The sequence below is a fragment of the Roseibium sp. Sym1 genome (genome assembly GCF_027359675.1).
Classification (GTDB): Bacteria; Pseudomonadota; Alphaproteobacteria; order Rhizobiales; family Stappiaceae; genus Roseibium.
Genome location: NZ_CP114786.1, coordinates 4,640,337 through 4,655,455, shown reverse-complemented (window position 1 = coordinate 4,655,455; position 15,119 = coordinate 4,640,337). Strand labels below are relative to the sequence as shown.

Here is a 15,119-nt window from a genome sequence, read left to right as displayed (position 1 = left end):
GAACCGGCAGCACCGCGCGCGGGAAACACCGACCACACGGCGGCAGAGAGACTGCGCCGTTCAAGCCGGAAGGGTCCCACCTTCGAACAGGGAGTGCTGTTTTTTTGGGAACCCTCTCGGGTCAGGACAAGGCGGCAAGGGCCTCGGCGTGCAGGGCCGGGTTGGCCGCGGCAAGGACCTTGCCCTCCGACTGCAGGCCAAGGGTCTCGCCCCTCCAGTCCGTGATCACGCCTCCCGCCCCCTCGATCACCGGCACCAGGGCCATGTAGTCATAGGGATGCAGGTTCATTTCAAAGACCAGATCAATGTGGCCCGAAGCCAGCAGCCCGTAAGCGTAGCAGTCGCCCCCGAAGCGGCGCATGGCGACCTTGCCTGAGAGCGCCTCGAACTGCGCGCTGCCTTCCGTGTCGAACGTGTCGGGCGTGGTCGCGTAAAGGATCGCGTCGGCCAGCCGGGTCCGGCCGCTACTGCGGCAAGGCGCACCATTGAATGTCGAGGGTTTGCCGCGAAGTCCCGTCCAGCGTTCGCCGGTCGGCGGTATCGAGATGATGCCGAGCTCCGGCGTCCCGCTGTGAAGGCAGGCGATCAGCGTGCCGAAGGTCGGCATCCCGGAAACGAAGCTCTTCGTGCCGTCAATCGGGTCGAGCACCCAGACATAGTCGGCTCCCAGGCGGGCGTCCTCGTGCTCTTCGCCAAGGATGCCGTGGGTGGGAAAGCGTTGGGCGATGCTTTCCCGCATGGCCGCCTCGATCGCGCGGTCAGCCTGCGTGACCGGCGAGAGGTCGGACTTTTGCTCCACGTCCAATGGTTTGCGGAAGTAGGTCATCGCCATGGCGTCGGCCGCATCGGCGACCCCTTGGGCAAAACGCGCCAGAATCTCTGTGTCGGGCAGCGTCGTGGAGCTCTGCATGAAATGTCCTTAGTCTGCGGGATTTTGGCCGGCCAAGGCGGTTAGCCAGCAAAATTAACTGTAGACAAAATCCACAAAAGTGCAAGACTACACAAAAATCCCCAAGTCCGTGCGCAGAGGGCGCGGCAATCAGAATGGGTCTCGGGAGGATCCGATCCGGGGCAGGCACTGGCAAAGGAACACGTGGATCAACAAGGAGAGACGACATGAAGACCTGGACCAAATTCACCTTGGCTTCGCTGTTTGCCGTCGGCATGGCGGCAAATGCCTCCGCCGACGAAATCACCGTCTACACGGCGCTTGAGGAAGAAGAGATTGCTGCCTATGTCGAGGCAGCCAAGAAGGCGATGCCCGAAACCGAGATCAACGTGCTGCGCCTGTCCACGGGCAAGCTGGGTGCGCGCCTCCTGGCCGAAGCGGGGAACCCGCAGGCCGACGTGATCTGGGGATGGGCCGTCAGCGCCATGATGGACCCGCAGATCCTGAAGATGCTCGAACCCTACGCGGCCAAGGGTGCCGATGTCCTGCCCGCCACATTCCGCGCGGAAGACGGCAAGTGGTTCGCTCCGATCGGATACATGGGTGCATTTTGCGTGAACACCGCACGTCTTGAGGAAAAGGGTCTGCCCATGCCCAAGAGCTGGAAGGATCTGGAGAACCCGGACTTCAAGGGCGAAGTGCTGATGCCCGACCCGAATTCCTCCGGCACCGGATACCTGCACGTCAACGCGGTTCTGCAAACCATGGGCGAAGAGGCCGGTTGGGCGCAGCTCGAAGCCGTCGATCCGAACATGGCGCAATATACCTCGTCCGGATCCAAGCCCTGCAAGTCCGCCCGGGTCGGCGAATACACCGTCGGCATCTCCCTGGCATTCACCGCGATGCAGTCCATCGAGGAAGGCTACCCGCTTGCCATGGTCTTCCCCGAAGAAGGCGTTGGCTATGAACTGGAAGCTTCCGGCCTGATGGAAAGCTCCGACAACAAGGCGGCGGCCAAGGCCTTCCTCGACTGGACAATGTCGGACGAGGCCATCGACCTCTATCAGAAGTACAAGGCATTGATTACGATTCCGGGTGTGGATGCGTCGCAAGCGGCCGAAAAAGCCGGCCTGCCGGCGGACATTTCGTCCGTGCTGGCGGATATCGACTTCGTCGAGGCCGCCCAAAACCAGACGGCCGTCAAGGAGACCTGGAAGGAAAAGCTGGGCCGCTGATCGTTCCCCGGGGCGGCAAAAGCTGCCCCGGCCTGCGCGCGGGCCTTCACCGGAGGCGCGCGTCCCCATGACAGGAGACCTGACCCGCCGTGTATCTGACCGTCCGCAACGCCACCAAGACCTTCGGGTCCTTCACTGCGCTCGACAATGTCTCGATCGAGATCGACCGTGGGGAATTCGTCTGCCTGCTGGGCCCGTCGGGCTGCGGAAAGACGACGCTCCTGCGGCTGATCGCAGGGCTGTCGGATCTGGACAACGGCGAAATCCTTCTGGAGGGGGCAGCGCTTTCGAACCTTCCCGCACGCAAGCGGGGTTTCGGGATCGTGTTCCAGTCCTACTCGCTCTTTCCCAACATGACGGTGGCCGAGAACATCGGTTACGGGTTGAAGATACGTGGCACGCCGCGACCCGAGATCTCGCAGCGCGTGACCGAGCTTTTGGAACTGGTGAAGTTGCCACAGGTCGCTAACAAGTTTCCCGGTCAATTGTCTGGTGGACAGCAGCAGCGCATCGCGCTGGCCAGGGCCATCGCCGTCGACCCGCGCGTGTTGCTGCTGGACGAACCCCTGTCCGCGCTGGACGCGAAGGTGCGGGCGGAACTTCGCGGCGAGATCCGCCAGGTTCAGCGTTCGCTCGGCATTCCGACCCTGATGGTGACGCACGACCAGGAAGAGGCGCTGGCGCTGGCGGACAAGATCATCTGCATGAACCACGGTGTCGTGGTGCAGGCTGGAACGCCGGAAGATCTCTATCACCGTCCGGCAACGCGCTTCGTCGCGGATTTCATGGGGATCAGCAACCTCGTCCCCGCCGACCCGATCCGTCGCGCATTTCCGGATCTGATGGCAAATCGACCGGAGGAGACGGACGCGGCACATGTTGCCTGCATACGCCCGGAACAGATCGGCCTGACCCCGGCGCAGGAAGGCAGCGCCACCGTGCGAAGTATCAGTTTCCTCGGCAATCTGCGGCGGCTCGAGGTGGACAGCGCAATTGGCCCGCTGGTCGTGGAGACCCACGGAAGCAATCCCTATCGCGAAGGCGACCGCGTCAATGTGAACATACCGCCGGAGGCCTGCACCTGGGTGGCTGACGACATGGCCCGCGAGCCGGCCGGGACCCACGCATGAGCGCTGTGGAGCCGATGATCACGTCCGTGCGCAGCAGACAACCGGATGCGGACCGACTGCTGACGCTTGTCTGTGTCGGACTGCCGCTGCTCGGGCTCGTCCTCTTTTTCCTCTACCCGATGGCGATCGTGTTCTTGCGCTCCCTGACGGTTGATGACGGCTATGGGCTTGCCAACTACACGCGGGTTCTGGGCTCGACGGGTTTCTGGCGCGCGACCGAACATTCCCTGATCATGGGAGGCGCGACGACGCTCCTCAGCGTTTTCCTGGGTTTCGTCATCGCGCACGGGCTCCATCGCTGCGCCTTCCGGGGCAAGTGGCTGATCCGCGGTGTGATTGTCCTGCCGCTGCTGGCACCGTCCCTGGTGCAGGCACTCGGGCTTATCTTTCTTCTGGGGCGCAACGGTGTTCTCAGCCGCGCCCTGGGTGTCGAGATCGAGATCTACGGGTTCTGGGGTCTGCTGATCGCCAACACGCTTTACGCATTGCCACAGGCGGTGATGATCATCGGAGCGGCGCTGGTCCTGCTGGATGCCCGCGTCTACGAAGCAGCGGAAGTCATCGGCGCCTCGCCGTCACGCCAGTTCCGCGACCTGACCCTGCCCGCGGCACGCTTCGGGATCCTGAACGCGGCATTCGTCTGCTTCACGATCACGATCACCGATTTCGGCAACGCTGCGGTGATCGGCGGGGACTATTCGGTTCTGGCAACCGAAATCTACTCCCAGGTGGTCGGACAGCGGAACTTCAACATGGGGGCCGTGGTCGGCATCATGCTGTTGCTGCCGACCGTCATTTCCTACGCCATCGAGCGCCAGGCGATGAAACGGCAACAGCATGGACAGCCCGCCGGCCAGGTACCGTACCGGCCATCCTTCGCGCCGGTCCGCGACACGGTCATGGCCTTCCTGTCGCTGGTGATCTGCGCCGGGATCGTCGCGGTCATCGGCATCGTCGTCTACGCAAGCTTCGTCACCCTGTGGCCCTACAACATGGCCCTGTCGTTCAAGCACTACGACATCACGCTCGCCGGTGGCTATTCCTCGCTCTGGATAACCATCGTGATATCGCTGATGGCAGCGGCCGGTGGAACCCTTGCCGTCTTCCTGCTGTGCCTGGGCCTGCGCCGCCTTCCACGCAGTGTGGCCCAGCCGATCCAGATGCTGGCCGCCATGCCGGCCGCGGTGCCCGGGATGGTTCTGGGGCTTGCCTATATCCTGACCTTCAATTCAACGGCGACGCCGCTCTACCTTCTCTATGGCACGGCCGCCCTCATCGCGATCGTCAACTTCTACCACTATCACACACAGGGCTTTCTGACGGTGATGACCGGCTTCCGCCAGTTGCCCCGCGCACTTGAGGAAGCGGCGGACAGCCTTGGCGCAGGCCTTGCGCGAACAGCCGTCGATATCGTCGCGCCCTTCATTGCGCCCATGCTCGTCTCGGTGTTCTACTTCCTGTTCATGCGATCCATGGTGACCCTGTCGGCGGTCGTCTTCCTCACCACACCGGACCTGAGCGTCGCGGCAGTCACGATCATGCGGCTTGACGATGCCGGCCTGACCTCGCAGGCGGCGGCCTTCTCCACCTGCGTGATGGCTGTCGTCAGCATCGCGCTCCTGGGCATGAAGGGAACGCTGGCATTGATGGGACACCGCAACCGGATCAAGGGGTCGGCCTGATGTGGGCAAAGGAACGTCACCGGCTCATCCTGTCGATGCTGAACGCAAGCCAGCAGGTGAGCGCCAACGACCTGGCGCAAATGCTGAACGTCTCTCGCGAGACCGTGCGCCGCGACCTGCTGGACCTCGAGCAATCCGGACAGGTCAACCGCGTCCACGGCGGCGCGGTCCTGCCAGAGCCGCGGTCGGAGGAGCCCTTCCGCCAACGGATGACGAAACAGATACGGGCAAAGTCCGAGATTGCCCGCAAGGCCGCCGGTCTGATCCAGCCCGGGCAGACAATCCTTGTGGACGCGGGCACCACCACAGCCCTGTTTGCCCGTGAACTGGCCAAGCTGTCGGATCTGTCTGTGATCACCAACTCGATCGATATTGCCACCACGCTGCAGGGGGCAGGCAAGGATGTGCTGCTGCTCGGTGGCCGGATGGCCGCCGACGTCCCGGCAACGGTGGGCGAGCTTACCCTGTCCGAGATCCGCCGGTTCCGGGTCGACCTGTGCTTCTCGGCTCCGGTCGCCGTGCATCCGACCAAGGGCGCGTTCTTCTACGACCTGCAGGAAGCCGAAATCTCCATCGCCATGGCGGCACAGGCCCAACAGACAGTCATCCTGGCCGACCAGAGCAAGCTTGGCAAAACCAGCAGGGTTCAGTCCTGGGAAACTGGAGAGATCGGCAGGCTGGTGACAAACAAGGCGGCCTCGGCAGAAGAGATAGCGGCCTTTCGCCAAGCCGGCATGGACGTCGTGAACTGAGAACCGCAAGACACTCGACAGGCGGGAGCCAATTGCACATCACGGCATAACTGTCCGGCACCTGCATGTGGCTGCGCAATCGGATACGGCCATACGATACCGTCTCTGCATGACCGGTCTTGAAAGAGGTTCGCCGCAGCGAGCCCCCTACCCCCGGCCGAACCGCTTCAGCAACTGCCGTGTATCGGGCTTCGAGCGGTGCCGACGGTCCATCGGGATGGCATCAACGCAAAGCACGTCCAGCGCACCGAGCGCCTCGGCTCTTTCACGCCAGTCCGGCAGGTTGGCAGTATCGCCCGAAAGAAACAGGACCGGTCTGCCCTTGCCATCCACCGCGAAGGCGGCGGCGGTGACGCCCGGCCACAGGCGGGCGGCGGTCTCGACAGCAAAAGCGAACAGGCCGTCCGTCGCCGCGCCGTGGCGGCCGAGCAGCCAGAGACGCCCCTGATCGTCGAGACGGCCGGCGTCGCCGGTACGGTGCCAGACGGTATCGCCCTCGATCAGCTTGGTTTCCGCATTGCGCGCCGGATCGAGATAGCCGCGATTGACATGCGGGCCGGAGACCAGGATTTCATCGTCGACGAATTTCACAGACGCCTCCGCAACCGGCCTTCCGACCGGCAGCCCGCCGCCGGAGGCAGCTACCTCCCAGTCCGTGTCGCTCAAACACTCCAGATGTGCATGGGCAATCGGCTCGGCTTCCGTGGAACCGTAGACATTGGTCAGCCCGATGCCAGGATGGGCGTCCAGGAAGCGCCGCGCAACGTCCGGATAAAGCGGACCGCCACCCGTCATCACCCTGCGTACGGTCTCCGGCAGGTCTGTGCCGATGAGCCTCGAGACAACCACCGGCGGCACCAGCAGCCGGGTCGCGCCGGTTGCCTTGACGAGCTTCACAAGGGCCTCAGGCGGCATGCGGTCGTGCCGTCGCAGGTTCCAGTTTGGCATCACGGCGGTGGTGCCGTGGCCGATGCAGGTGAGCACAAAGGCGGGAAAGGCGACGATGTCGATCTCGTCGCGATCCGAGGCAATCAACGGCGCTAGCGCCGCGTGCTGGGCCCGCATCAGGCCATGCGAGCGCTCGATGGCTTTCGGTTCACCGGTACTGCCGCTGGTGAAGGAGATCAGTGCCGGATCGTTTTCCCCGCGTGGGGCGCAGTCACTTCGCCCCTCCGGCCAGTCCCCCGAAGGCGACAGGCGCACGGGAATGCGCCGCGTCTCCGGCAGAATACGCGCGATCAGACCGACCAGCGTTGCCGCGAGCAGCGCTTTCGGCCGGGTTGCCCCAGCCGCATGCCGGAACCCGGCAAGGCCCATGGCCGGTTCGGGAAAAACCGCCACCGCTCCCAGCCGCCACAGGGCCGCAAGCCCGGCATAAAGGTCCAGACCGGGAAACAACCCGATCAGCACCCGGTCGCCTTCTCCGATCCCCTTCGCGGCAAATCCGGCGGCGAGCCGGGCCGAACGGGTCTCAAGATCGCCATAGGAAATCGCCGTGCCGGCCTTGTCGATGATCGCGGTGCGCTCCGGCCGGCGGACCGCCTCGGCAAGGAAGTCCTCGATGAGGTTCAAAGGACCCGTCCCATCAGGGCATAGCGGCGGAAGACCGTGCCGCCGAACTTGCGGCTCTGGGCCTCCGAGGCGATGCCCTCGCGCATCAGGGCGTGGATCACTTCACGATAGCCGAGTTCGCCCGCGAGTTCGTGCACGCGGTCAGCCATCACCCGGCCGGCGCCCGGCACCGCGCCGACATAGGTCTTCAGCACCACCGCGCCCTTGCGCATCGGATCGGGAAAGGCGAGCGTCAGCCCCTTGACCGCACCGGCCTCGTCGGTTGCCCGCAGGATCAGGCGCGGATCGGCATGGGCAAGCAGCGGTGCGTAGCGCGCGATGAACATCTCTTCCGGCACCGGTGTGAAGAACGGGGTTTTCGCAAAACCCGCCATGACCAGCGCGTGCGCGCTGGCGAGCAGCTTTTCCGGCTCGGTGCCGTCCCAGCTGTCGACGCCGAGGCCGGGCACCAGGCCCGCATAACCGCGGGATCCGGGCGCGGCCGTCGACGAGACATGCAGTTCGGCAACCTCGAACCCGGCCGCCTCGTAGGCAGCGAGATCATGCGGACCGGCGGAAGGCTCCATGAAAAATTCCGGGCTACCGTCTGACCAGACCGGCAGGCGGTAGGCGCCCCAGGTCGAACCGTCCATCGGCCCGACAACGGCCTCGAAACCTTCACCACGCAGCTTGTCGCAAGCCTCTCTCAGGAAGATGGCGCCGACCTCCGCGTCTGCGAACGTCCCGCAGCCGATGGATGCGGTGCGCCGCCCGTTCCAGGAGGGCACGTCACGGTGAATCTTCGGCAACGTCATGAAAGGACCTCATAGAGATAGACGGGAACGAGCATCACGAGAGCGGAAATGGCAAGCCGCAAGCCTGGCGGCCGCGCCTGCCAGGTCCGGGGGCACAGCATTTCGACGAGCACCACCATGGTGCTCACCGTCGCCACAACGGCAAACAGCGGCAGTTGCGGAACCCAGTTCATGAAGCCGATCATGCCGGGCAGCAGCAACCAGTAGGCCAGCAGAAAGACGGCCAGCGCGGCGGCGCTCCCGGGAGACCTGAACCGGCTCTCGCGTAAGGCAAAGGTCGCGTAGCCGGCGCCGATACCCACGAAACTCGCCGCGTAGAAGGCAATGGCGTTGACACCGAAGACATTGCCGATGACCAACCAGGCAACGCCCGTCATGATCAGTGTTGCGACGAAATCCAGGATCGATTCCGTGTCACCTTCCGTGGAGCGAGCCAAAAGTGCGGCAGCAAAGGCCAGCACGGGCATCACCGAATTGATCGGCGAAGCCACGATGGCGGACAGGAACAGCGCGACGGCAGCGGACCGCGCGGCATGGGGCGTCATGCCGAGATGCGACGCCGAAAGCCTGGCCAGCAGCAGCAATACAAGCCAGCCGACGGTCAGCGCCGTCAGAACAACGGGTGCGGACTGCGCCCAGGTGCTCAGCAGCACGAAAATGCCGACCGGGACAAAGAGATTGTCGAGACCACGCCAGCTGTCGGCCTCGACATAGGTCGCAAACACCGACACCAGCGTCGCCAGCAGGATCACGTTGGGTCGCGGGATCTCCGTTGCCAGTTGCATGATCACCACGGCGGTGATCCAGGTCACGACGAAGAAGGCGACGCTGCCCTCGACGCTCTTGACCCTGTCGCCGTCGCCGAAGCGCAGCCGGCCGTATTCCGTACCAACGAGAGCGGCGGCGGCATCGGACAGGGTCAGGACCGCGATCGGCAAGATGTAGAGCGCGGGATGGCCGGGCGAGAGCACGAACAGCACGGTGACGGCCACAAGGAACAGGAAGTCGCCCCAGGAGCGGCGTTCCACCGAATGCAGTGACGCGCCGATGCCCTCGGATGCGATCCCGGGAATGCGCAGCACCAGAAGCGCCGCAGCCGCCAGACCTGCAAAGACCAGGAAACCCTCCCGGGTCAGCAAAAGCGGCAGTACCATCGCGTGCACGCCGACGCCGACATGAACCACCTTGCGCTGGCTTTCGGCACCGATCACAAACCGCTCGGCAATCTTGCGAATGATCGCCGCCAGGGCGAACAACGCAATCACCGAGGCAACGGCAATCAGAACCTGCGCGGTCACGGGGCCACTTCCTCGATGACGAGGTCGGCATAGAAGAACGCCTTGTCGACCAGCTTCATTCGCGCCTCCAACTCCGGCAATCGGTGGACCCGGTCACCGAACGCCGCCGGCGCGGAACGCGGCGCCATCATGTTCCAGTAAACGAAGCGAGCACCCGGCGCGGCCCGCTGCAGCAACCGGCCATAGACCTGCGCGGTCTCTTCCAGGGACATGTACTCGAAGATGTCGGAGAGATTGAAGCCGTCGAACGCGCCCGTCTCGACCTGGTCAACCGGTCCCTGCACCAGAGTGATCCGGTCAACGCGGGCGGCAATCGTATCGTAATTCTCGGGTCGCCACGCCGTCGGCAGCACCCCGTCATTCGTGCCCGTCAGGATATGGCGCATATAGGGGTTCCGGCTCGGGTCCTGGTCGACCGCGGCGAAGCGGACCTTGCGCCGGACATGGGCTCCGGCGCTGCCCTCGACATGATCGAAGAAGGCGGGATCCCTGCCGAGCCAACCCATCACCGTTCGCGAAAAGAACAGGCTGGTCGCCAGCTTCCAGCGGCCATTGTTCCAGCGGTCCTCGAAAAAACGACCGCGCGCGGCTTCCTCGCGCGCGACAAAAACGCTTTCGATGGTTTTTCGAGAATGGATCAGCGGCAGGATATAGCGGCGGAAAAGGCGGAAATAGTTCTCGAACTTGCCGACATTTCCGGCACCGAACCGGTCGACATCAGGCGCAAGCCCCTGCCAGAACGAACGGGTTTGCGGATCGCAGTCGGCGGTCACGCGGGAAAGCAGTTCCCCTCGCCGCGTCGACGGCAGGACGCCGATCAGCTCGAGGAACTCCGGATGGGTGAGCGCACGAAAGGCTGCGATGCGCAGCTTCAGGCAGGCGATCTGCGCCGGCGACAGGTCCGCCGCGACAATCTTCTTCGGGTCGAGCAGCAACAGGGACAGCACATTGTCCCCGGCCGCGCAGATCGACAGGAAACGCTGGCCGGGCCGCGGATGCATGGCGCCCAGAAGCACGTCGGCATCCTCCCAGGCCCGGGCGTAGCGAATGGCGTCGAAACTGGCGCGCTGGTCAATGGATTGTGTCATGGAAGTTTCTTCACCCAGCCGTTGGAACCGTCGACCTCGACCCTGTCACCCGTCTCGATCCAGTTGCACGCGTCTCGAACCGCGACCACGCAGGGGATGCCGAGTTCCCGCGAGACGATGGCAGAGTGGGAGAGCACGCTGCCGCGCTCGCCGATCACCGCAGCGGCATTGGCAAAATGGGAAATCCAGCCCGGATCGGTGTGGCGGGCAACGAGGATCTCGCCCGCCTGGACCTGCTGTTCCGCAGGATCGTGGATGACACGGGCAATGCCTGTCACAACGCCGCCGCCACAGGCAGTGCCGCGGCGTTCGGTTTCGGTTTCGCCCGGATCGGCCTCCTGCGTGGTTGCCAGGCGCCGTGCACGGTCGATGACCGATCCGCGCACCAGGATCCGCTCCGGCGGGTCCGGCAGACGCCTTGCCGCGTCCTGCTCGCCACGGCGCAGCGCTACCAGGCCGGCGATGTTGTCACCGGGGGCCGCACCTTCTGCAATGGCAAGCAGCTCCTCCAGCGTGAGGAAAAAGACATCGTCCGCGGTCTCCAGATGGCCGGTCGCGGCAAGCGAAGATCCCATGGCGCGAAACACCCGCCTGGCGTAACCGAAGATGCGCGTGCGCTCGAAGCGCAGGTTCTCCCGGTCACGCACGCGGGCCTTGGCATAGGAAAGCACGCGCCCGGCGAGAAAGCGCCGAAGCGGCCGGCTTCGGAATAGCCGTTTCAGTTCGGCGTCCGGGGCGGTGCGCTCGTGTTTTTCCGCCGTGTGGGACGCCGAGGCCAGCACGGCCCGGAACAGCGCGCCCGGTTCTTCGTCAAGGGTCGGCTCCTCCAGTTTCAACTCGCCGATGCGACGATCCCCGAAGCGGTCCAGATAGTCCCTGAGCAACGGCCCGAGCTCCGGCAGAGCGAAAATCCCGTCCCGGTCGCCTTCGGCCAGCGTTTCCGCGGCGCCCGGTGTCGCCCGCACGACCTCGCCCATCTGCCGGATCAGACGTGCTGGTTCCGCCGACACGATATCGCCCTGCCCGATCATGACGTCGTTATGCAGTGCCAGACCGGCATCGCCCGCCCATTTCTCAAGCAGTGCACGCGAGCCGCCAAAGGCCATCATGCACATGAAATCATTGACGATCGGCGCGTCCCAGTCATCCAGAAGCGCCAGCTCGACGCGGCGGAATTCTCCGGCAAGTTCCGAAAGCGGGCGCCGGTTCAAACCGCTCCACGTATCACGCGGCGGCACGGTCTCGCCGATGCGTTTCATGAATCCGGCCCGGGTCTTTTTGAGGCGCAGGGCCGCCAGGGCGAGCCCGGCAACCATCCGGGCCGCCGAAGTGAACCCCCTGGAGGGCGCGATCCCCTCCATCACCTCATCGGGCAGCGGTTCGGACACCCCCATCATGGTTTCCATGTGCTGCCGGTTGCTGGAGAAGAACGGCAGCAGCGACAGCAGCCGGTACCAGTTGCCGAGGTTGTAGTACATGCGCCCGTCGATACGCGCGAGCATGTTGGCAAGTTCCGGCCCGTGCGCCCGCACCACCGGCTCCGGAATGCCGATCATGTCGAGGAACGTGCGATAGACCCGCGCATAGGCCGTCACCGCAAAACTGAAGGTCAGCGGTGACACCAGCCCCGGATAGCTTTCGACGATGTTGGAGTTGTCGAACACCAGCAGCCGGGTCTCCGTCGCTCCTTCCGGCAGAAGCTGTGTCGTGATCGGACGGGCCTGGAGAAGATGCGGCTCCACCGCTTTCTCGTCAAAGGCCCATTCGATGTCCTGCGGCGCACCTCTGGCGGCGGTGACGTCCATGCACAGTTTCGCGACCCTTCGGGCATCTTCCTCGCCGAGCGCACAGTCGCCAGCCGGCATTTCGAGGGTTTCGAATTCTGGTCTTGAGAACCGCCAGGTCTCGCCGCTGACCTCACCAGAAACCAGGGCCTCCCCGAGACCCGCCGTCGCCGAAACGAGGACCTGGTCGCGCCGCCCGCTGACCGGATCGCCGGCAAAGGCAACCCCGGCCGCCCGGGCCGCGATCATAACCTGGACGATGACCGAAGGCATGTCCGTTTCGCTCAGGCCGCGCGCACTCCGGTAGGCGGTCACGCTGTCCGCCAGCCCGGAGGCAAAAACCCTTTCGGCGGCCTCCGGAACGCCGTCCGCTGCGACCTTGAGCAGTGTCAGGAACTGTCCGGCATGGGAATCGGCGGCCCCGTCCTCGGCGCGCCCGGACGAGCGCACGGCAAATGCCGATCCCGACAGCGCAGCGACGGCTTCGGCAAGTGCAGCGCGGCTGTCCGGATCGAGACGGCCGTCCCGAAAGGTCTCGGGCGGGATCACGACAAACGGTGGCACCTTGAAGCCGCTTGCAGCAAGTTCCGCCAGCACGAAGGCCTTGCCGCCGACAATTTGCGCCGACGCGGCAACGGCCTCATCCAACCTGATCGGCCCGGTCACGATGCCCCTCCCAGCGACGGCGCGAACGCAGCCGCAAGATAACAGGCCAGCACCCAGACCCCCGACAGGGTTTCAAGACGTTTCTGGCGTTTTAGATCGGGATTGCGCGCGAAATCAAAAAGGGTCCAGGCAAATGGCAACAGGACCGCCAGGCCGCACAGCGCCGTGACCAGAGGACGCTGCAGGTAGACGCCGCAGATGACGAGCGCGAGGAAGGCGATAGCCGTCATCACCGCGAGCGCGATCAATGAGCGGTGAATTCCCCAGGCGGAGGAATAGGTCTCCACGCCCTCGCGCTCGTTTTCGGGCGCCCAGATCTTGCGCCCGAACTCGATGACGCAGCCATTGGCGAAACTCATCAGGAGGAAGGTCCAGATCCCGCTCGGAACAGACCCGGCCGGCACCCACTCGCATCCGGTCAGTACGAGGTCGATCAGCGGCATGATCGCCATGTGCGAGACCAGGTAGAGCGCCGGTGAACGGTGCAGAAACTCCGATGCAAAGAACTCGACGCTCATCAGGGCGAGCCAGACCCAGGCGATGATGACGAGAACCAACACGAACGGCGACAGGACAAAGGCGGCAAGGGCAGCGGGAACCGCCGCAATGCCCGCCAGCGACAGGATCAGCTTCAGGGACACCAGCCCGCGCGGGATCGGCCGCTCGGGCCTGTAGCGGCGGTCCGTGTCCGCGTCCTTGACCTCGTCCAGTGCGCGCATCTGCCAGAAAAAGACCATCACGATCAGGAAAGCCACCAGATATGCAGTGACACCGGGCAGCGGCCGGTCGGCGAGCCGGGCCGAGGCCGTCACCGAAGCGGCGGAAAAGGCGCCGAGAAGAGGAACGGTCTGCACCAGCGGAAACCGCTCGGCCTGATATCTCCACAGCCGCGCCGGCAGGGACATGTCCTGCTCCGGGCGCACGCTCACGACTTGCCGCCCCGGGCAAGACGCTTGTGCGCACTGCCGAACTGCCCGCCGGCAACGGCCGCCGTCAGGGAAAGTTCACCGCACAGGCACAGCGCAGCGGCGACTTCGGCCAGCGCCGTAGCGTTTCCACCGCCTTTCAGGCCAAGAATGTCGAGCCCGGCCGCCTGCGACGGCAAGCCCGTGCCGCCCCCCACGGTACCCAGGATCAGGTTCGGCAAGGTCACCGTCACCAGAAGGCCGGTTTCACTTTGTTCCATCCGGGTAAACCCGACAGCCGACTCGGCCACGCAGGCGACGTCCTGGCCGGTCGCCAGATAAAGCGCGGCGAGGCCATTGGCGAAGTGGGCCTGGGCGCCCACCTGCCCGGTCATCAGCGCGCCGAGATTGGCGATGCGGCCATATTCCAGGACCTGGTCGATCGAGGCGCCGAGCACGCTTTCGACCACCTCGCGCGGCATGTCGACCTGCGCGGTCACCCGGCGCCCGCGGCCGAGCATGGTTCCAAGAAAGCTTGCCTTCTTGTCGCCGGAGAAATTCGCTTCCAGGAACCAGGACCGGGGCTGCACGGGCGACTGTTCCAGGGCGTGCGCGCACAACGCCTCCGTCGCGAAGGTCACCATGTTCTGGCCGGAGGCATCGCCGGTTTCATAGCGGCACATCAGGAAAACGATCTCGCCGTCGATAACGGGATCGATGGAAAGCAGTTTGCCGTGGCGCGTGGTTGCTTCCGCTGCCGCGATCAGGCCTTGGACCGACGACACCGCCCATTCGACAAAAAGGCCTGCCTCGGCAATCGTGACAAACCGGAACGCCGGTGTTCTGAGCACCCCTTCCCCGAGCGTTGCCACGCTGACACCGCCGGATTTGCCGACAGCCCTGGCGCCGCGGGCGTAGGATGCCACCAATGCGGCTTCCGTGGTCGCCAGCGGCACGAAATAATCATCATGGGCGAAAACACCGTTGATCCGCAGCGGCCCGACCACGCCGACCGGCACCTTCACCGTGCCGACCATGTTCTCGATGTTCCCGGCATAGGCTTCCGCCTCCGCGAGCGTGCGTTCATCGGCGAGCACCGCCCGCGCGGATTGCTTTACACCGGCCTTGATCATCCGTGCCCAGATCCTTTCGATGGCTGCGGCGGACGGTTTCGGCAGCGTCATCAACGGTGTCGGCGCACCATCGCGCGGTTTCAGCCGGGCGGCGATCTCCACCGGTGATGCGGTCGACTTGAGCTTCTTGAGAAAATGGAGCGTTTTGGGTGGGATCGGCATGAGCTGGTGCTTGAATTACGAATGGACTG

12 protein-coding genes are annotated in these 15,119 nt (G+C 64.6%); 4 read left to right on the top strand and 8 right to left on the bottom strand.

The window, feature by feature from the left end; translation table 11 throughout:
• Positions 1–121: 121 nt before the first annotated feature.
• A complete protein-coding gene (gene hisN, locus O6760_RS21325; protein WP_269581699.1) occupies positions 122–910 on the bottom strand; it encodes a histidinol-phosphatase in 789 nt (262 codons plus the stop codon).
• Positions 911–1,116: 206 nt separating this feature from the next.
• On the opposite strand from hisN, the gene O6760_RS21320 reads away from it, so the two are divergent.
• The 4 genes from O6760_RS21320 to O6760_RS21305 all read left to right on the top strand — a co-directional run bounded on the left by O6760_RS21320 (position 1,117) and on the right by O6760_RS21305 (position 5,688).
• Entirely contained in the window at positions 1,117–2,124 is a 1,008-nt protein-coding gene (locus tag O6760_RS21320) for an ABC transporter substrate-binding protein (protein ID WP_269581698.1), read from the top strand.
• An 89-nt stretch (positions 2,125–2,213) separates the two neighbouring features.
• A complete protein-coding gene (locus O6760_RS21315; protein WP_269581697.1) occupies positions 2,214–3,254 on the top strand; it encodes an ABC transporter ATP-binding protein in 1,041 nt (346 codons plus the stop codon).
• Positions 3,251–4,936, top strand: a complete 1,686-nt coding sequence (locus O6760_RS21310; protein WP_269581696.1) for an ABC transporter permease subunit — start codon at positions 3,251–3,253, stop codon at positions 4,934–4,936. The genes O6760_RS21315 and O6760_RS21310 overlap by 4 nt, the downstream gene beginning before the upstream one ends.
• Complete coding sequence (locus O6760_RS21305; protein ID WP_269581695.1) at positions 4,936–5,688, top strand: DeoR/GlpR family DNA-binding transcription regulator; 753 nt, start codon at positions 4,936–4,938, stop codon at positions 5,686–5,688. Before O6760_RS21310 ends, O6760_RS21305 begins: the two co-directional genes overlap by 1 nt.
• Positions 5,689–5,835: 147 nt before the next feature.
• On the opposite strand, the gene O6760_RS21300 is transcribed toward O6760_RS21305, so the two are convergent.
• From O6760_RS21300 to O6760_RS21270, 7 genes are read right to left on the bottom strand one after another with little or no spacing between them, the layout of a single operon-like run.
• Positions 5,836–7,260 (bottom strand): AMP-binding protein, encoded by a 1,425-nt coding sequence (locus O6760_RS21300; protein WP_269581694.1) that lies wholly within the window; start codon positions 7,258–7,260, stop codon positions 5,836–5,838.
• On the bottom strand, positions 7,257–8,054 hold the full coding sequence (locus O6760_RS21295) for a hypothetical protein (protein WP_269581693.1): 798 nt from the start codon (positions 8,052–8,054) through the stop codon (positions 7,257–7,259). Before O6760_RS21295 ends, O6760_RS21300 begins: the two co-directional genes overlap by 4 nt.
• Positions 8,051–9,352, bottom strand: a complete 1,302-nt coding sequence (locus O6760_RS21290) for a hypothetical protein (RefSeq protein WP_269581692.1) — start codon at positions 9,350–9,352, stop codon at positions 8,051–8,053. The genes O6760_RS21295 and O6760_RS21290 overlap by 4 nt, the downstream gene beginning before the upstream one ends.
• A complete protein-coding gene (locus O6760_RS21285) occupies positions 9,349–10,440 on the bottom strand; it encodes a DUF3419 family protein (protein WP_269581691.1) in 1,092 nt (363 codons plus the stop codon). Before O6760_RS21285 ends, O6760_RS21290 begins: the two co-directional genes overlap by 4 nt.
• On the bottom strand, positions 10,437–12,890 hold the full coding sequence (locus O6760_RS21280) for a PEP/pyruvate-binding domain-containing protein (protein WP_269581690.1): 2,454 nt from the start codon (positions 12,888–12,890) through the stop codon (positions 10,437–10,439). Before O6760_RS21280 ends, O6760_RS21285 begins: the two co-directional genes overlap by 4 nt.
• Positions 12,887–13,819, bottom strand: coding sequence for a UbiA family prenyltransferase (locus tag O6760_RS21275; protein ID WP_269581689.1), 933 nt, complete (start codon positions 13,817–13,819; stop codon positions 12,887–12,889). Before O6760_RS21275 ends, O6760_RS21280 begins: the two co-directional genes overlap by 4 nt.
• Positions 13,816–15,090 carry a hypothetical protein gene (locus O6760_RS21270; protein WP_269581688.1) on the bottom strand — a complete coding sequence of 425 codons (1,275 nt, stop codon included), beginning with the start codon at positions 15,088–15,090 and terminating at the stop codon, positions 13,816–13,818. The genes O6760_RS21275 and O6760_RS21270 overlap by 4 nt, the downstream gene beginning before the upstream one ends.
• Positions 15,091–15,119 lie beyond the last annotated feature (29 nt).